This window comes from Caballeronia sp. DA-9, assembly GCF_051615025.1.
GTDB classification, from domain to species: domain Bacteria; phylum Pseudomonadota; class Gammaproteobacteria; order Burkholderiales; family Burkholderiaceae; genus Caballeronia; species Caballeronia sordidicola.
The window spans coordinates 2,226,605-2,245,135 of the sequence record NZ_CP195133.1; the positions used below are offsets into that span (position 1 = coordinate 2,226,605).

An 18,531-nucleotide genomic window follows, 5' to 3' on the forward strand; every position below is an offset into this window, starting at 1 on the left:
ATGCTTGCGTCAGGCACGGCGCGCATGCGCACGGTGATCGTCGCGACGCTGCCGCCGCCGGCGAAGCTATACGGCCGCGCGCTGCAAGGCATTTTCAAACGGACGGGCGCGGGCGCGCAATTGCCGCCGCTGCGGCTCGTGCGTCCCAAAGTGGCGCTCGACGCCGAACAGATTGGCCGCTATGCGCGCGTGTGCGGATTCATTCCCGAACATGGCGTGCCGCCCACGTTCCCGCATGTCATGGCGTTTCCCCTCCATCTGATGCTGCTCACCGATCCCGCGTTTCCGTGGCCCGCGATCGGCCTCGTGCATATATCGAACACGGTGCACATGCGGCGCACCTTGCACGCGGGGCAAGCGCTGAGGATCGAAGTGGAAAGCGGCGCGCTTGTTGCGCATGAAAAAGGCCAGGCGTTCAGCTTGCATACGCGGATTTATCGCGGTGGCGAAGCGGTTTGGGACGCCGACAGCGTGTACCTGAAGCGCGGCGCCGCAGCTCATGCGAGCCATGCGCCCGTGGTTGAACCGGCGGAGACGAGCGCATTGCCCGTGCTCGCGCGCGAGGCGCGCTGGCAACTGCCCGCGCAACTCGGGCGCGACTATGCGCGAGCATCCGGCGACTTCAATCCGATCCATCTTCATGCGCTCACCGCGAAGGCGTTCGGCTTTCCGCGGGCAATCGCCCACGGCATGTGGACGCTCGCCCGCACGGTCGCGGCGCTGCAGCCATCGAAGCAGCTTGGATCGGCGAACATAAGCGGCGACTTCAAATCGCCCATCTTCCTGCCCGGCGAAACCACGCTCTGGACCGCGGCTTCATCAACGACGGCGCGCGAATTCGAAGTGCGCGATCTCGCCGGCAAAAGGCTGCACTTGCGTGGCCACTTCGACTGGGAATTGCAATGACCATGAGCGCCCTTCCCGTCGCGCGCCGCGTGGCGATCATCGGCAGCAACCGGATTCCGTTCGCGCGCTCGAACACGGCGTATGCGGCGGCATCGAATCAGGACATGCTGAGTTTCGCGCTGCAAGGGCTGATAGACCGGTACGGCCTGCATGGCCTGCGTCTGGGCGAAGTCGCGGCGGGCGCGGTCGTGAAGCACTCGCGCGACTTCAACCTCACGCGCGAGGCCGTGCTCTCGACCACGCTCGCCAAGGAAACGCCCGCCTACGACGTCAGCCAGGCGTGCGGCACGGGACTCGAAACCGCGATTCTGGTGGCGAACAAGATCGCGCTCGGACAAATCGATGCAGGCATTGCAGGCGGTGTCGATACGACTTCGGACGCGCCCATCGGCGTGAACGAAAAGATGCGCAAGATCCTGCTGGAAGCGAACCGCGGTAAATCGGCGGCGCAACGCGCGAGCGCGCTTCTCAAACTGCGGCCCGGCATGCTCGTGAAACCCGCTCTGCCGCGAAACAGCGAACCGCGCACGGGTTTGTCGATGGGCGAACACTGCGAACTCATGGCCAAGCGCTGGAAGATCTCGCGCGAGGCGCAGGACGAACTGGCGCTCGACAGTCATCGCAAACTCGCCGCAGCGTACGAGCGCGGTTTTTTCAACGACATCATGACGCCCTACAAGGGCCTCTCGCGCGACAACATCCTGCGGCCCGATCTCACGGCAGAGCGGCTCGCTGCGCTCAAGCCCGTGTTCGATCGCGACGCCGGCACGCTCACCGCCGGAAATTCCACGCCGCTGACCGACGGTGCGTCGGCAGTGTTGCTGGCGTCCGAAGAATGGGCTGCGGCGCGCAACTTGCCAGTACTCGCCTATCTCACGCATTCGGAAACGGCGGCTGTCGATTTCATCGATAAGAAAGAAGGCCTGCTGATGGCGCCTGCCTACGCGGTCCCGCGCATGCTCGATCGCGCAGGGCTCGAACTTGCTGATTTCAGTTTCTACGAGATCCATGAAGCTTTCGCGGCGCAGGTGCTGTGCACGCTTGCAGCATGGAAAGACGATGAATACTGTCGCACGCAACTGGGTCTCGACAGCCCGTTTGGGTCGATCGACCGTTCGCGCATGAACGTGAACGGCGGATCGCTCGCGGCGGGCCACCCGTTTGCCGCGACCGGCGGACGAATTCTCGGCGCGCTGGCAAAGCTGCTCGCGGATGAACCGGATACACCCGGCGTGGCCAGGCGTGGTCTGATCTCAATCTGTGCGGCGGGCGGCCAGGGCGTGGTCGCAATCCTCGAACGATGACCATCCACTTCAGTTCATCGGCACCCCCAAGCACATAAAGTGCTGCTCCGTGGAATTTCGGGGCGCTCACAAACGTTGTCACACGGAGAAATATTAGAGCAACGCTCGCTGTGAACTGCCCGACGCCAAAGCGGCCAAAAACGGAGAGCTGGACGCAGGACCCCATGTAGAGTCAACGGAACGGACCACGGAGAATTTCATGCATCGACCACGACAGCGTCGCTCGCGCCTCACACTGAATCACGCGGCGCAATGCGCGTGGAGCGTGCTGTGCGCGTTTGCGCTGAGCGTGGCCCTGCCCGGACCAGCACGCGCCCAGGAACCTGCCAGCGGGGCCACGGAAGTCAGCACCGCCGCAATCGCGACGCCATCGTTGCCCACTTCCGCCGCTACGTCCGCCGCCGGTCCCGCGCTTTCGGCCAGCGCCACCGCCGAGCCGCCGAAAACGGCGGCAGCGCAGGTCGGCAAGCTTTCGCTCGACCGCCAGGTCCGCTGGTTGAGCCGCGCCGCGCGCTCCGGCACGCTCGCGAAAATGAACGACGCGGCGCTGGTATCGCTGTTTCAATCGCTCGATCCGCTTGCATTGCCGCGTTACCTGAAGGACGGTCCGAACGGTTATCCGTCATATGAGTTCACCATGCTGCGGCGCGAGCGCATAGACGGCAAGTGGCCGGATCAGCCCGATCACATGCTGGTGCGCGTCACACGCGACCCGATGCGCGTCTACGCGAAATGGCTGCCCGACGGCGATCACGCCGGCCAGGAAATCCTCTACGACGAAACCACGCGCCCCGACGAAATGCTCGGCCATCTCGGCGGCCTGCTCAACGTGGTGACGCTCTGGACCGCGCTCGACGGGTCGCTCGCGCGCTCTCAATCGCGGCATTCCATTCGCGATCTCGGCACCGAATTCATCACGCAGCAGTTCCTTGCGGAAGGCACAAAATTTGCCGATGCTGGCGTCACGCGCGCGAACAATATTGAAGTCAAGACCATCGACGGCGCGCGCGTGGTTGCATTCACTTACGAAACGCCTTCCGGCCAGCCGCAGTTCTACGCGAAGAAAGAAGTGCTCGGGCTCGACCTGAGGCGGCCGTACTTTCGCACCGCCGAATCCTTCGATAACGACGGCAATATCTTTGAAAGCATCGTTTTCCAGAACATCGCGCCAACGGTTTTCGACGACAACGCGTTCAGCCCGAAGAACCCGGAATACAAGTTCTAGGCAGCAGCCACATTACGTCGTAAGGATTACGCGACACGGCTTTATTCCGGTTTTAAGTTTCGCCTAAGACTCAGTCGATACCCTCGCCCCACTTGCATCATGACTGCGGCAGCCATATCGCTTGAACGCATAACGAAAAAGCATCAACGAAAGGAGTTCTTCATGAACCTCCGGGACGCATCGGCTCCAGTGCGGGCCATCAAGAGATTATTGAGCCACCACGAGATCGCGACTCTGCTGCTGTTGCTGCACGCGCCCATCGACGTGCGGGCCGCCACGCCCGATGTCCTGTCGCTCAGCGAATACGGCTACGTGGAAAGAGTGACGCCCACGCCCGGCGAAGCCAAGTTCCGTTTGACCGCCGACGGCAACGCCGTATTGCGCGGACTTGGAATCAAGTAACGCCGGATCTGATCCGCTGGCGTGATCTCTGGAATAATCGATTGACCGGCGTTCGCCTCAATCGAAAAGGAGATCTGCAATGTCTGTTGCAACAGCCGCATTCACATCCGCAGTACGCCCCCGCCTTCAACGCGTCCTGTTGACCAACGACGACGGTATCGACGCACCCGGCCTTGCGGTGCTCGAAGCGGTCGCAGCGGAAATCGCGGACGAAGTCTGGGTCGTCGCGCCCGAGCACGATCAAAGCGGCACGTCACACTCCATCAGCCTGCATTCGCCGCTGCGCGTGAGCCAGCACGGCCCTCGCCGCTTCGGCGTGCTCGGCACGCCCGGCGACTGCGTGGTGATGGCAGTGCGCCATCTGATGCAGGACGCGCGCCCTGCGCTCGTGCTTTCCGGTATCAATCGCGGTGCGAATCTCGGTGTGGAAACCATGTTCTCCGGCACAGTCGGCGCAGCCATGACGGGCTTGCTGCTCGGTTTGCCTTCCATTGCGCTGAGCCAGACCTTCAGCGATCACGCGAACGTGCGCTGGGATACATCGCGCGAACTCGCGCCGGGCGTGATCGGTCGGCTTGCCGCGATTGCGCACGATGCACCTACGTGTCTCAACGTGAACTTTCCGGATGTGGAGGCCTCTGCTGCCGGTCCGCTTACGCCAACACGGCAAGGCGAGGGCCTGGTGGAAGGTATCGATGTATTGCCCCAGACCGATCCGCGCGGACTGCCGTATCACTGGCTGCGATTCAAGCGCGGCGCACGCGAGAACGCGCCCGACAGCGAGACAGCGGCGGTTGCGTCGGGACGGATATCGGTGACGCCGCTGCACTTCGAGCGAACCGACGAACGTACGTTCGCCGCACTGACAGCTGCACTGCAATGACACGTTGATTGCACCTCGCGCGCCCTATGATTATTCGGCGGAGCGCGTTTCAGGCTCTTCATCGAAGATCTGGAACTTGCGCATTTTCTCCCACAGCACCTTGCGGCTGATGCCGAGATAACCCGCCGTATCCTGACGACGCCACGCGTTGGCGTCGAGCGCAGCAAGCACGCGATTACGCTCGTTCATGTCCCACTTGCTGCGGTCCACGACGACTTGCGCGTTCAGTTCCGGCGGCAATGGCTGCGTGGTCCGGGCGAGCGCGAGCAGCCGTTGCAGCCGCGCCGTATCCCAGGATCCCACCTGACGCACCGTTACACCTATACGCTCGGCGAGATTGCGCAGCTCGCGGACGTTGCCAGGGAAATAACTGTCGGCGACCGCGTCGGCGAGCCAGTATGGAAGCTCGGGCAACGCGGCGAGTTTCTCCTGCCCGACCACTTGCGCAATGAACGACTTGAACAACGCGATCTTGTCGAGCGCACCGCGTTCTTCGAGCGACGGTATCTTCAGCTCGATCACGGCCAGCCGATAATAAAGGTCCGCGCGAAACTGCCCGTCCTTCACGAGTTGCGGCAAGTTCCGGTGACTTGCCGCAACCAGCCGGAAATCCACCTTGACGGGTATCGCCGAGCCAATGCGCGTCACCGCGCTGTCTTCCAGAACGCGCAGCAATTTGACTTGCTGATAAAGCGGCATGTCGCCGATCTCATCAAGGAACAGCGTGCCGCCATCAGCCTGTTCGAAATAACCCTTGTGCGCGATCACAGCGCCCGTGAACGATCCCTTCGTGTGGCCGAAGAAGAGCGACTCGAATAGGCCGTCGGGAATCGCGCCGCAATTCACAGGCACGAACGGCCCTTCCGAATAACGCGAATGAAGCGCGTGCAGCATCTGTGCAATGCGTTCCTTGCCAACACCCGTTTCGCCATGCACGAGTACGCTGGTATCGCAGTCGGCGAAGGTTTCCACTTCGCGCAGCAAGCTCTGCATGCACTCGGCGTTGGCGATCAGCGCGCTTGATTCCGGGATCTCTTCACCGTGCGCGCGAAGTTGTTGTGCGAGCTTCGCCACCATGCGGCGCAATTCCGCGCCAGTGAAATCGAGCGGCAGAATATGCGAGTAATCGATCGGGAAAACGGCTGCGTCGCGTTCCCGCGGCGCGGCGCCGACCCAGATGACGGGCATGCCGCGATGCGCTTCCCAATCGCGCAACGCAAACGCGCCCGTATCGATCACGCTCACGCTTACGATGGCGATCGACTGGCGCTCCGAACCCTGACTCGAAGCGATCGACATGCCATCGGCACGAATCACATCGACTTCGAAACTCGACATGCAGCGCACCACTTGCTCGACGATGTCCGCCTTGCCTTCCCATACATAGATATCGAGGTTGTCGATTTTTGCTGCTGGTCTCATTGATCGAATCTCATGGCGTGGCGTCTCGTCGCTTTGATGCAGATGATGCGGCATCAGTACCGCAATTGCGATTGACCGCATACGGGCGGCAGGCCGTGAATGGTGCTCGCGCCAATCTGCGCGCCCAATAGCTGGAGCACAGGCACGAGGATCAGGTCGAGCGCGTTGAGAACGGGCGTCAGCAGGTTGAGCACCACACCGAGTACGCTTCCCAACAACGTGCCGATGGGAAGCGGGATGAGGCCTAGCAGATTCGGCGTTAAGCCGTTCCTGGAAATCGTTGCCGCCAGCGAGGAAAGCGCGTAACCCAATACGTGGCCCGCATTGTTCGAATTGACGGTCTGGTAATCGTCTGCATTCCCGACGATTCCATCGAACGTCAATGTCGACGCGCTCCCAGCGGGGACGACGGCGGGAATCGCCGCGCCTGTGGTGATGGTCAGGAGCGGCAGCGCGTTCACGAGTGTTGCCGGCGACGTACAACTAAATGGCGCGGACGCGGACATGTTGGCAGGCGCATCGCCCACGCAGATATTCGCAATGCCTGGCTGAACCCCCACCACGCTGTTGCTCGCCGCCGCGGTCGATGCGCACCGCGTCGACTGCAACCAAGCGGTTCCGGGCGCCACTTCCAGATAGATCGGCAGGCTTACCAGATAACCCGATGCGGAACCAAGACTGACATTGATAAACGCCCTGACCTGCGCCGACCGCGCGACCGTGCGCCATGCGCCCGACGGCGTTGTCCCCGCCTCGCCCACAGCCAGCACTGGCGGCTGGATCACCTGGATCTGCAGCGTGGCGCTGGCAACGCCCAGGTTGAGACCCGTCGCCACATTCGCCGCCGACTTTCCCGCTTGCGCAACCTCGGCCGCGACCATCAATGCGTCGAACGGACTGATGGTCGCGTGCAAGGCGGATTGTGTATCGGCGAGACCAACCTGCAGCAAGCCCGCTGCGCCGTTCACCGCACCCAGCGCCAATTTGGCCGAACCGGGGATATTCGCGTTGACGACAGTCTGCAGCGCACCCAGCGCCGCCGACAGATTCGCGTTCGCCACATGCGTGTTCTGCAGCGCCGTGAGCATCAGCCGTGCGAGTTGCGCCGCAGTGAAATTCATCGCGAGCAACTGATCCACGCTCCCGACACCCGCCGGGGCGACCAGATCGCCGATCTCGATGCGCGATTGCGCGAGTCCCGCATATCCCAGCGCCGATATCTGCAGCGCGTTGATGTTCGTCCCCAGCATTGCATTGAGCAGTGCGGTAATCACGGCCGGATCGACACTTGCGGTCGTCGTTCCAATACTGAACGCGCCCACGTTCACGGCCTGCGCAAGCGCGGTCGCCGTGAGCACGCGCCCGGGGCCCGGAAAGAAATACGGTACTTGCCTGGTCACTGTCACCTGCACCGCGTTGACGGGCGTCGCCGCGCCCGCAAAGAATTTCGGGCCGCCGTACCGGGTTGGATCCCAGCGGCCGCATACCGTGGTAATGGTGTTGCCCGATCCCGAGGCCACGAAACCGTTCACGCCGGCACTGCCAGCCGCGGTAGTGGGTGCACGGGAACACGCATCATCGATTACTTGCGCCCCTGCGCTCGCTGCAAGATCCGCCACGCTTTGCAATGCGCGCTGCTGAAAGAACACATTGCCGACATCGATCGCACCCAGCGCCGCGACCGCCACGACCAACCAGATCGCAGCGAGCACGCTCGCCACCCCGCGCTCGCGCGTGCGTCCGCGCAATGTCCGGTCAACAGGTGCCATCGATACACGGCGCATCTCAGTACTGCGCTCCAGTCCCGCCAGAACCACTGGACCCGCCACCCACCGTACCCACCGACGAATCCAGATGCTCCGGAATCGGATGATCGAAGGACTTGAGGTAACGCCGGTACGCCGCATCGGCTTCAGCGCCAAGCATCGGTTGCGCAGGCGCGGCGACACGGCCGTCGCGCTGGATTGCCAGCCACGCAATGGTCGAGTCGCCTATGCGCGTTGCCGGCAATGGCACCGCTGTTGCATGCCTTGGCTGTGCTTGTGCCTGAATTTCAGGCTGTGATTGGGTCGTCAACGGTGTCTGCTCCTGCAACTGGGTTTGCGCGCAAACGCGCGACGCGACCGGCAGCACGCTGAACACCACCCATGCAAACGTGACCGCGCTGCACCGCAGCGCCCGGATCTTTCTCATAGCTTTCTCCTTATCGCGCAACCATTTGCGCTTGCTTAACGGGTCGTTCGGATACCTCATTACCTAATGTTTGGGTTAGCGGCAATTGCGCGTTAAGCAGCGATTCGACGGTCTGGTGCGCGCGCGACACGGGTACGTACGCTCGCTCGGTCGTCGCGGCGGCAACGGTCGCGGCTCGCGCGCGCGAGGCTTGCCCGGCAGCGGCGTTGATTCGCTGCGCGTCCGTGCGGATCGCCTGCTGGACTTCCGGCGAGAATTTTTGCTGCGCAATCAGTCCTTGCGCCGCGGCTGATTGACCATCTACGAGCAGAAACAGCGCAACGTTGCTCAGGATCTTGAGGTTGCCTTGCGCGAGTTCCGCAGCCTTCATGAGCGGTACGCGCGCGCCCGCGATATCGCCCAGACGCAAGCGGGCATATGCGAGGTCTGAAAGCGTGAGCGCGTCGGTGGGCTGGAGGCGCGAAGCAGTATCGAACGATTCGGATGCCTTGGCGAAATCGCCCGCGCTTCCGGCAAGCAGCCCGATCCCACGATACCCACGCGCCGCCAGCGGTGTGTCCATGAGCTTCATATAAGCAGCCGCGCTCGCCTGCGCCTGGTCTGTCTGACGCAATGCGTCGGCGCGCAGCAAGACCGTATCGGGCGTGGATCCATATTGCTTTTCATAGGCATCGATATGGGCGAGCGACGCGTAGAACAAGCCCTGCGACTGCATACGGTCGATCAGCGCGAGATACATGCCGGGCGAATCGGGCGCGTCCGCTTTCTGCTGCAACTGGCGCAACGCAGCCTCGCGCTCGGCCTGAATGCCTACGCCATAACCGCTCTCCATCTTCGATGCACAGCCGGCCAGCGCGGTCAACGCAACGCAGGCGGCGATCAGGGTCAAAGCGCGCACACGCGGCTCGATTGCGGTCGTTTTCATGACATGGCTCTCTCGAACATTTCGTCTATATCATTTGTGCATGGAAGACAGCGAATGAAACACGGCGATAAACCCCGGCCCCGCCGTCACGATCAAAAGCGCTGGCAGCAATGTCAGCACCATCACGCCGGTCATCTTTACGGTGAGCGCGCCGATCCGTTCACGCAGCGTCGCGCGGCGCGATTCGCGCAACCGGTCGCCAAACTGGCGCAGCGGTTCTTGCACGGCGCCGCCGTGTTTGTCCACCTGGATCACGAGACGCATCACCGCCGTCAGGTCGTCGTTTTCATAACTGCTCGAAAGACGGTGCAACGACTGCTCACGCGTGCGCCCAGTATTGAATTGCCGCTGCGCTAGTGCCAGTTCCTCGGACATCACGGGGAGCACGGTCGAAAAATCACTGGTCATGACCTGCAGGGTTTGATCGAGGGACAAGCCCACGCCCTGAAGCAGGCGCAACAGGTCGACGAACATGGGCAACTCCCTCGCGACCGCTCGCTGACGCTCTTTCGCGCGCCTCTGCAAAAGCCACTTCGGCGACATGAAACCGGCAGCAAAGGCACAGAACACCCAGATCGCAAGGTGTGGCTCACCGCTGCGCCAGACGAATACCAGCAGTGGCGACAGCGCAGCACAGCCGATGCGCGCCGCGAAGAAACGCGCACGCGCCCTGACATCGAGAAAACCACAGCGTTCCAGCATGCGGCGATCTTCGTCCGCGACAACGGTTTTTCCCAGTGACGTATCCAGCCATCGTGCAGCGTTACGATTGAAGGCATCGGCAAAGCGCGACAAATGCGTGGACCTGGAATCTTTCCTTTCTTCCGATATTTTGGAATCCTTTCTTTCCATCGGTTCTGGCATGGCGGCGCGTGCAGCGGCAGCCGCGCGTGCCGCACGCTGATCAAGCGCGTGATCGAGCGTACGTACGCCTCGACGTCTCGCGCCAAGACCTGCGAAAAGAAGCGCCCCCAGCGCTGCGCATCCAGCGGATGCAAGCGTCAGCGCCACAGCAAATAGCGTGTCGGCATCCATGCTCAGTCCTTCAACCGTGCAAGCGAGTAGAGCAGGAAAACGCCGAGCGCCTGCAGACCGGCCGCCACGAATACCAGGCGTTGACCGAGCGGGTCGGCCCACATCGCGGCGAAGTAACGCGGATTGGAGATAGTCACGAAACCGCCTACCAGAACGGGCAGCAAGCCCAGCATCCACGAGGACAAACGTGTCTCGGTTGTAAGCGCAATCAACTCGCGCTCGGCTTGTTCCATGTCGCGCATGAGTCCGGCCATGCGATCGAGCATGACGTCGGACCGGCCGCCATAACGCACCGATATGCGAAGCACCGAGCCGATCAATTCCAGTTCGCTGATCCGGTACATCTGCGACACATGCTTCAGCGCGGCATCGATTTCCACGCCCGAGCGCAACATGCGCGACACACGATCGAGACACTCGCGCAAGGGCGCATCAGTCGTCGCGAGCGCGGCCTGGAATGCCGCCGGCACGCTGTTGCCGATGATGATCAGGCGCACGATGCCATCGAGGAAAACGGGCAACTGCCGTGTAATACGCTGATAGCGTTTCTGCGCGCGCCATGAGAGCGCTGCATAAAGACAGAGTGCGCCGAAGACGATAAACCCCACGCCCACGAGCCAATGTGTCCTTGCGCCAATCGCCATGGCGACTGCAAGAATCAACGTGCCCACGCTCAGTAACAGCGCGCGCGAATTGGCAATGCCCGCGCGGCGCATCAGGTTGCTTGACGCGTGCATCATCCGGTCGCGCCGATCGCGCAGATACTCGCGAACGCCGTGAGGCGGGCTGCGGGACAGCATCGTTGAAGGCGCGTCGACGCGCGGCCGCTGCACGTGTGCCGCATCGCCACGCGTTGCGCTTTCCGCCGGGGCCGATCCGTGCGCCGCCGTGACACGCCGGCCGACAAACCGATCCGTCATGGTGCGGTTGCGCGTGTCTTCGGCGCGTTGCCATAGCAGCAGCGCGAGCGCAGTGCAGATCAACGCGGCGATCAGGACGATGGCTACCGCGCTAGACATTGAATCCCCCGCGCGGGCGTCCGAAGCCAATGCCGAACTCGTTGTTGAATACCTCGCGCTCGCGCATGTCGCCGCCGAGTGCTTGCCGGTACTTCGCCAGCTTCGGCGAACTCGGATGAATGCCGAGCGACACCCAGTTGTCCTGCTCCTCGCCGCCTTCGAGCAAGACGGGTTCGTATCGGTATAGCTCCTGTGTCGCGACGATGTTGTCCGAGAGACCCGTCACCTCCGTCACGGACAGGATTCTGCGTCGTCCATTTGACAGCCGCCCGATCTGCACGATGAAATCGATTGCGTTCGCAATCTGCCGGCGCAAGCTCGACTCGGTTCCCTGAAATCCGGCAAACCCCGCCAGCATCTCCAGCCGGTAAAGACATTCGCGCGCCGAACTCGCGTGCACGGTGCCCATGGAACCATCGTGGCCGGTGTTCATCGCCTGCAGCATTTCGAGCACTTCTCCACCGCGAACTTCGCCCACGATGATCCTGTCCGGACGCATGCCCAAAGTGTTGCGCAAGAGGTCGCGAATCGACACAACGCCTGCGCCATCAAAGCCGCCAGGCCGGCTTTCCAGCCGCACCACATGCGGGTGATTGAGCGAGAGTTCCGCCGTATCCTCGATCGTCACTACGCGCTCGTGTTCCGGAATAAAGAACGCGAGCGCATTGAGCAAGGATGTCTTGCCTGAACTCGTTCCGCCCGACACCAGTACGTTGCAGCGCGCCGCAACCGCTGCGTCGAGCAACGTGCAGATCTCCTGGCTGAACGTACCGTTGGCGAGCAAATCGTCGGGGCGTAAAGGATCGCGGCGAAACTTCCGTATCGATACGACCGGTCCATCCAGCGACAGTGGTTCGATCACCACGTTGAGGCGGCCGCCATCCGGCAGCCGCGCGTCGACCATGGGATTCGATTCGTCCAGCCGCCGTCCGACAGGCGCCAGAATGCGCCGTACGATGCGCAGCAAATGTGCGTTGTCGGCGAAGCGCACCGGTATCTTCGCGAGCATGCCGTGACGTGAAACATAAACATCGTCGAAGCCGTTGATCAGGATGTCTTCAACGGCCGGGTCGGCAAGCAGGTCCTCGATCGGCCCGAAACCCGCCAGTTCCTTGGTCAATGCCTCGGCGACCAGACGCACTTCACGTTCGTTCAGCGGGATGCGCCGCAATCGCACGAAACCGTCCATTTCCAGGTCGACGAATTGCTGGATCGCCTGACGCGACCATCGCCCGAATTCCGCGCCGAGTTCCTCGATCCGCGTGAGCAAATGTTCGTGCGCCGCGTTCTTGATGTCCTGGAACTGCTGCGTCTGCGCAAACGAAGTGGCGTCGTCGGCGAATTCGATGTCTTTTGCCATCGTCTATGACCGCTTTATGAAAGTGGAAAGAAGCCGCTTGACGCCCTTCTGCGCATCGGCGGAAGCGATCGGCACTGTGTCCTCCGGCACAGGTCCCGATGCGCTCGCGTCCGGTGCGTTACCGTTGCCAAGCCGCACGAGCAGCGCATCGAGCGCGCGTACATACGGATCACGCAAGGCCGTATCCGCGAGCAACTTGCCCTGGTTCACGGCTCGCCCGAGCGCCTGCGCGCGCGCCGGCAGCACTGCGAGCAAAGGCAACCCGAGCCGCGCGGCAATCTGCCCCGCGCCGAAGTGCAACGTGTCGTCGAACTTGTTCACGACCAGATTCAGCTTTGACGGCGTATCGGCCTGCATGTCATGCTCGCGCAAGCCTTCGAGCAATTCCACAGCCGATACCGCCGACGCCACGTTCGGATCGCAGACGAGCCACACGTCATCCGCTGCGCGCACCATCTGGCTGACGAATTCGAGGTTCGTGAAACCGCCGAGGTCTACAAGCTGATGATCGAAAAAGGTCCGCAACCGGTTCAACAGACTCACCGCCGACGCATACGAGACTTCGCGCATGAATGTGAGGTCGGACGGCAGCGTGGTAAGCGCAAGCCCGCTCGTGTGCCGGCCGAACGCCGTATGCACGAAGGTCTGATCGAAGCGGCGAAGATTGCGCACGGCATCGACGAAATTGAACTCGCTGTGTGTATCGAGTAGAACCAGACTGTCGGCGGCCGGAATGCCAAGGTCGATCAATGCCGCCGTCCGCGAAGCAGCGGTATCGCGCTTTTGCAGCCTGACCGCGAGATTCGCGGCCAGTGTGCTCACGCCAACGCCAATGCGCGCGCCGAGCAGCACCGTGATCTTGCCGTGACGATTGGGCGCGCGTTGCGCTTGCGTCGAAAGGCTCGCTTGCTCAAGCAACTGTTTCGTGATCCGTACTGCTTCTTCAGGATTGCCCTCCACATCGATAAAATCCCGCACGCCGGCACGCAATGCCGCAATCGCGCTGTCCGAATGCTGCAACAACCCGAGCGCGACGATGATGAATCCGGGGAATGCATCGCGCACGGCGGCGGCCATTGCCGTGGCGCTCTCCACGCTTGCCTGCGGTGCTTCGAGCGGCGCATGGCCGAAGTCGATAAACACGAGCTTGGCGCCGAGCGCTGCAATCCTCGGCACGAGCGCAACCGAATCGAACGGCGCAGGTTCGATCTGACCCAGCGTCCCGAGTGCGCGGGCGAGCCATGCGCGTCGTCCCGCATCTGCACAGACGCAAGGAAATCGCATTCGCGGCGCGTGCGTTTCCAGGTCAGTCAAGGAAAGAACTCTCGCGTTCATCGCCCGAATCTCCTCGCATGGCAGCGCGCGGCGCGCACAGCGCACCCGCGTTGCCGTTGCTCATCATTTCGAAAACCCCGGCGCCGTATCGCTCGACGCGACGCCCCCCAAGAACGAACGCCATACGGGTCCATCGCGCTGCTCCGCCTGCTCGCCCGGCGTGCCGGGCAACGCCGCACCTTTGGCGATCGGCGAGACCAGATGCGGTGTGACGACGATCACCAGTTCGCGATCGTTCTGCGTGTATTGCAAGGTCTTGAAGAACGCGCCGATGATCGGTAGGTCGCCGAGCATCGGCACCTTGTCCACGTTCGACATCGTCTCGCGGTCGATCAGGCCGCCGATTACGTAGCTCTCGCCATCGCCGAGTTCGACCGTCGTATCCGCGCGCCGCGTGGTAATCGCGGGCACCGAAATACCGTTGATGGTCAGCGCGTGCTGGAAGTCGAGCTGGCTCGCTTCAGGCGCGACCTTTAGCGCAATGCGCTGCGGCCCGAGCACTGTCGGCGTCACCGTCAAGCCAATCCCGTAGGGCTTATACACGATACTGATCGTGCCAAGCGACTGCGGCACCGGCACCGGAATTTCGCCGCCGGCAAGGAAGCTGGCGCTCTGTCCGGACAGCGCAACGAGCGTCGGCTCGGCCAGCACGCGCGCCAGATTGTTCGACTCGAGCAAGCTCAGGTTGGCGAAGATGCCGCGCGACCCGAGGTTCACGATCAGATTGAAAGCACTGCTGATCGGCGACGTGGACTGAACCTGCAGGTTCGTGGTCGCGCCGCCTGTGTAAGACGTCAGCGACGAAGGCGAGAAGGTCCCGAATGCGAACGCATTGTTCTGCTTGAAAAGGTTGAAGCCCGCCTCCTTGAGCACGGACTTGCTGAACTCGACCACCTTCACGTCGACCTGGACCACGGGGCTCACCGCTACCGTGGATACATCCAGGACGCTTGCGCTTGTGATTCCATTGGCTGATCCGCCGTCCTGTTTTCCGGCGTCCCCTTTCGAGCTGGAACCCGCTGTATCGTCCGCGCCGGCCGTGGTCTTGCCGAGCGCGTCACGCGCTACCGCGAGTGCGCGCAGATGCGACTCCACGTTCGCCGCCGACCCGGTAACCGCAGCCGTGCGTCCAAGGACATCGACCGTGGGTGTGCCGGCGCCGAGCAACTCGCGTGCAGCTTGCGTGGTGACATGGATCGTATAGGTACGCGGTTGTGCGCGGCCCTTTTCCCACAGCAACACGTCGGTGCGGCCCGCGCTTTTTCCAATCAGCAACAAGCCGCTGACGCCTCCACTGCTGTTTTTGAGCCAAAGGACATCGGCGACGCTGGGATCCCCCACCGCGACCCGCTGCAACGCGCGCCCAGGCGCTATCTGCCGTTGCGCGCCGACCGCGATTTCCAGCCGGTCCGATTCCGGCCCAGACCCGTTACCCGGGCCATGAACGGTTTTCGCGTTCGCGACGTCGATGCACGCGCAGACGCATAGATGGGCCAGCATGGCAAACAACACTCGCCGCACGCGGTATCCAACCCGTCCCCGAACAGAATCCCTGGTTTTCTTCATTTGATATATGGACTGCATTCTGCGTTGTTGCCACACGGTGGCATGGCCCGAACTTCCTCTGGCACGACGTGCGCGCGGTATTAGTAAGTCAGCTTTTCCCTCCGCGATCCACGAATCACTTCCAGATCATTCGATGCCGCCTGAACCTTCGGCACTCTGGAAACAGACGGGTTGAGCAATGATCGTGGAGCGATCGGCTGCTGTCTTCCCGGTTGGGTCCCTGCCGCCCCCGCCAGCATCTGTAGCGACAGTCCCGCCGCCCCGCTTTCCCGAGTTTCATTGGCAATCCTGATCGATTCCAGCTGTGGCACCATGGCAAGCGGTTCCGTGATGTCGTTATCGGCGGGATTGCGCAGCGCCAGCACGAGACGGCCGGCGCCTTCAGCGAGCGTCAAGGCATCGATATCGGCCGTGCGCACAGCGAGCACCGCAGTTCGTGGGCCCGCTCCAGTATTCGCCCCGCGTGTGGCGTTCGCCGCCGCATCGCTGCTGTCCGCCGTACCGGGCAGCGTGGCGTCGCCGAAACTCAGCACGCGGACCCTCGACAACAACAGCCGCGCCTGCGTGGCCGACACCTCGGCCTGCGCACCGGGACCCCCGCCCATGTCGCGTTTGAGCATGAAGAAGACATCGACGAAATTGCCCGGCCGAACGCGATTGCCCACGGCGTTGCCCTCATCGACCCGCACCGCGACCGCCCGTTCGCCGGGTGCGATGGTATCCGCGAGTCCGGTGGAAAGGTTTGCTTCGGCAAGCGCTGTGTGGGCGGCAATCGGAATGAGCGGCACGCGGCCGATCAACGCGGCTGCGTCGCCGAACTCGCCTGCTCCTCGCAACGCAGCCATCCGCAAGGACAACGCATCCGCATCGATAGGCTTGCCCGCAGGCAGATCCCGCGCGGCGATCACGACGGGGAAACCCGCCTGCCCTTGCGTGACGGCTGGCACGGGAGCCGGTGCGCGGCGCGAGAGCGACCAAGCGAAAATGCCGAGCAGCACCGCAAGTCCGAGCAGACAGCCCGCGAGGATACGCGTGATATTGGCCATATGTGATGGGTCGTTTCGAGATCAGGAGACGCTCAAAACAGGTTCTCCGGGTTCAGTTGCACCATGGCGCTCGCATTGAGCGTTGCCGGGGTAGGTAGTCCGATCAGCGGCAATACGGGCACCAACGGCCGGCTCGCGTAGTTGTAGTTGAGCGCCACGTTGACACATTGCATCGATGCATCGAACGTACAGGGCGCGTAGGTCGCCGTGCATGGCGTGGTCGCCGCGAGCCAGTTGAGGAGTCCTGTCGCCGTGGAACAGGCGGCGCTTGCGCGCAGTGCTAGCGCGCTTGCCGCACTGTTCGCATTGGGCTGGAACTTCAGCGCGGCGCGCGCCCCTTCCGACGCTGCAAGCGTGAGCGACTGCTGCGCGACGAAGATCAGGCTGTATGTGACGATCGCGTAGAAAATTAGGAAAAAAACCGGGAATACGATGGCGAACTCCACCGCTGTACTGCCGCGCTGATTCCCGAACGGCGGCTTGTGCCGGTGCGCGCACCCGGCAACACGGACGTGACGATTGATCTTGAGCGGGATCACCGTGCAACTCCGAACGCATTGATTGCAAAGCTTCCGATTGCGGCCAGCGCAAGCATTGCGGCGTAGGGCGTCGTCCGGCGACCGCCAATGACGAACGTCACGAAACGCAAAGGTGCTTGAGACCCTTGAGGTGAGGTATTGCGATTGTGCGTGGTCATCGATGACGCAATCAGCCAGAGCGCGTAAACACCCGCAGCCAGGCTTGCGGCAATCCATAGCCAGGGCAATGCGCGCACGCCGCACCATGCACCGAGCACGGCGAAGACCTTGACGTCGGCCGCGCCCATCACGCCCAGCACATAAAAAGGAATTAGCGCGAAGAATCCAGCCGCCAGTCCGAGTCCGGCATCGGCCAGGTCCGTGTGAAACGGAGAATAACCGCTTGCCGCAAGCGCGCAGGCGCATGCGAGGCCCGCAATGACAAGCCAGTTGGGTATGCGGCGTAACCCGCAATCGAATATAACGACCGCAAGCGACCAGCAAATAAATAATGCGGCGTTAATCACGATATCAACTCACTTCCATCAGGCGAACGCGTTCCTTATTGATTGCTTTTTGAGCGAATCAATAAACTAACGAGCAGCAGTTCTAACGGACAGCCGTCTGGAGATATGTAATGTGCGCAATTGCAATTACATACGGAATCCCGCGGATACGAGCGAAGTGCCGGTGTCTGCGAGAACCGTCATGTGAGCAGGAAGTGATGCCTCACAATCGGCTACCCGAAGCCTGCTTCAATGAGGCAGCATTCCGCCGATATATGCAAAAGTTGCCGTGAGATTTGCGCCGAGCGCGGTTACCGCCGCGACAATGGCGACCGCGATAATGCCGGCTATAAGGCCGTATTCGATTGCGGTGACGCCGCGTTCGTCTTTGATGAAGAGTCTGATGTGATTAAACATGATGCTTCCCTCGGATATTTTTTAATGGTCGTTTCGACAAATGATCCGGCATTTTCGTGGACTCGAAGTCAACGGGTTCTCTCTTTCCCGCAGTCCTCTGTCCGTGTGCCTTGTTGCACGTCTTTGCGCGCTGATTCACTCGCCGCTTCTCTCAGGTTCCAGGTGCGTTTTCGATGTAGCCTCCACCAGTCGGGACGTAAATTGATGCATCCACGAAACGATTTATAGCCGAACGCTATCTCGAAATCAACGGGTAAGCCGCAATAAATTCGCCGGCTATTACCCGTGATCCGTAAGCTTTGCGCAGCGACAGCGCATCCGTTCAAAGACTTGGCTTCAATCGTCAAATTCTGTGTCATCGCCTGCCCCGCGTTTTAGCGATCATGTTTTCGAGTCCAAACCTTTGCGTGGCTCACTATGTAGTTAACGGACGAATTGGCGTCGACTTTATATGCATCTACTAGTGCAA

The 18,531-nt window shown here is 62.0% G+C and carries 18 protein-coding genes; 5 read left to right on the top strand and 13 right to left on the bottom strand.

Annotated elements, in window-relative coordinates:
- The 5 genes from ACRWA7_RS26380 to surE all read left to right on the top strand — a co-directional run bounded on the left by ACRWA7_RS26380 (position 1) and on the right by surE (position 4,720).
- A complete protein-coding gene (locus tag ACRWA7_RS26380) occupies positions 1-906 on the top strand; it encodes a MaoC family dehydratase (protein WP_438396790.1) in 906 nt (301 codons plus the stop codon).
- A 2-nt stretch (positions 907-908) separates the two neighbouring features.
- Positions 909-2,210, top strand: a complete 1,302-nt coding sequence (locus tag ACRWA7_RS26385; RefSeq protein WP_438393249.1) for an acetyl-CoA C-acetyltransferase — start codon at positions 909-911, stop codon at positions 2,208-2,210.
- A 199-nt stretch (positions 2,211-2,409) separates the two neighbouring features.
- Positions 2,410-3,435, top strand: a complete 1,026-nt coding sequence (locus tag ACRWA7_RS26390) for a DUF1571 domain-containing protein (protein WP_438393251.1) — start codon at positions 2,410-2,412, stop codon at positions 3,433-3,435.
- A 162-nt stretch (positions 3,436-3,597) separates the two neighbouring features.
- Entirely contained in the window at positions 3,598-3,837 is a 240-nt protein-coding gene (locus tag ACRWA7_RS26395; protein ID WP_060818965.1) for a hypothetical protein, read from the top strand.
- 79 nt (positions 3,838-3,916) lie between these two features.
- Positions 3,917-4,720, top strand: coding sequence for a 5'/3'-nucleotidase SurE (gene surE / locus ACRWA7_RS26400; protein ID WP_438393252.1), 804 nt, complete (start codon positions 3,917-3,919; stop codon positions 4,718-4,720).
- Positions 4,721-4,750: 30 nt separating this feature from the next.
- Here surE and ACRWA7_RS26405 read toward each other — a convergent pair whose 3' ends face one another.
- The 13 genes from ACRWA7_RS26405 to ACRWA7_RS26465 form a co-directional block, all read right to left on the bottom strand.
- Positions 4,751-6,142: a sigma 54-interacting transcriptional regulator gene (locus ACRWA7_RS26405; protein ID WP_438393254.1), complete on the bottom strand. Its 1,392-nt coding sequence runs from the start codon at positions 6,140-6,142 to the stop codon at positions 4,751-4,753.
- A 53-nt stretch (positions 6,143-6,195) separates the two neighbouring features.
- A complete protein-coding gene (locus tag ACRWA7_RS26410; protein WP_438393256.1) occupies positions 6,196-7,971 on the bottom strand; it encodes a TadG family pilus assembly protein in 1,776 nt (591 codons plus the stop codon).
- Positions 7,928-8,335 (bottom strand): DUF3613 domain-containing protein, encoded by a 408-nt coding sequence (locus ACRWA7_RS26415; RefSeq protein WP_438393257.1) that lies wholly within the window; start codon positions 8,333-8,335, stop codon positions 7,928-7,930. The genes ACRWA7_RS26410 and ACRWA7_RS26415 overlap by 44 nt, the downstream gene beginning before the upstream one ends.
- A 10-nt stretch (positions 8,336-8,345) precedes the next feature.
- Complete coding sequence (locus tag ACRWA7_RS26420; RefSeq protein ID WP_208603268.1) at positions 8,346-9,260, bottom strand: tetratricopeptide repeat protein; 915 nt, start codon at positions 9,258-9,260, stop codon at positions 8,346-8,348.
- Between the two features lie 30 nt (positions 9,261-9,290).
- Entirely contained in the window at positions 9,291-10,295 is a 1,005-nt protein-coding gene (locus ACRWA7_RS26425) for a type II secretion system F family protein (RefSeq protein WP_438393259.1), read from the bottom strand.
- A gap of 2 nt (positions 10,296-10,297) precedes the next feature.
- Positions 10,298-11,314 carry a type II secretion system F family protein gene (locus ACRWA7_RS26430; protein WP_438393260.1) on the bottom strand — a complete coding sequence of 339 codons (1,017 nt, stop codon included), beginning with the start codon at positions 11,312-11,314 and terminating at the stop codon, positions 10,298-10,300.
- The gene (locus tag ACRWA7_RS26435) at positions 11,307-12,674 is read right to left on the bottom strand and encodes a CpaF family protein (protein ID WP_438393261.1); all 1,368 of its coding nucleotides are present in this window, start codon (positions 12,672-12,674) and stop codon (positions 11,307-11,309) included. Before ACRWA7_RS26435 ends, ACRWA7_RS26430 begins: the two co-directional genes overlap by 8 nt.
- Positions 12,675-12,677: 3 nt before the next feature.
- Positions 12,678-14,009 carry an AAA family ATPase gene (locus ACRWA7_RS26440; RefSeq protein WP_438393262.1) on the bottom strand — a complete coding sequence of 444 codons (1,332 nt, stop codon included), beginning with the start codon at positions 14,007-14,009 and terminating at the stop codon, positions 12,678-12,680.
- 63 nt (positions 14,010-14,072) lie between these two features.
- Entirely contained in the window at positions 14,073-15,509 is a 1,437-nt protein-coding gene (locus ACRWA7_RS26445) for a type II and III secretion system protein family protein (protein WP_438393264.1), read from the bottom strand.
- 146 nt (positions 15,510-15,655) lie between these two features.
- Positions 15,656-16,621 carry a Flp pilus assembly protein CpaB gene (cpaB, locus tag ACRWA7_RS26450; RefSeq protein ID WP_438393265.1) on the bottom strand — a complete coding sequence of 322 codons (966 nt, stop codon included), beginning with the start codon at positions 16,619-16,621 and terminating at the stop codon, positions 15,656-15,658.
- 32 nt (positions 16,622-16,653) lie between these two features.
- On the bottom strand, positions 16,654-17,145 hold the full coding sequence (locus ACRWA7_RS26455; RefSeq protein WP_438396791.1) for a TadE/TadG family type IV pilus assembly protein: 492 nt from the start codon (positions 17,143-17,145) through the stop codon (positions 16,654-16,656).
- A gap of 11 nt (positions 17,146-17,156) precedes the next feature.
- Positions 17,157-17,666 carry an A24 family peptidase gene (locus ACRWA7_RS26460; protein WP_244164036.1) on the bottom strand — a complete coding sequence of 170 codons (510 nt, stop codon included), beginning with the start codon at positions 17,664-17,666 and terminating at the stop codon, positions 17,157-17,159.
- Between the two features lie 228 nt (positions 17,667-17,894).
- Complete coding sequence (locus ACRWA7_RS26465; protein ID WP_075643275.1) at positions 17,895-18,062, bottom strand: Flp family type IVb pilin; 168 nt, start codon at positions 18,060-18,062, stop codon at positions 17,895-17,897.
- Between the last annotated feature and the right edge of the window lie 469 nt (positions 18,063-18,531).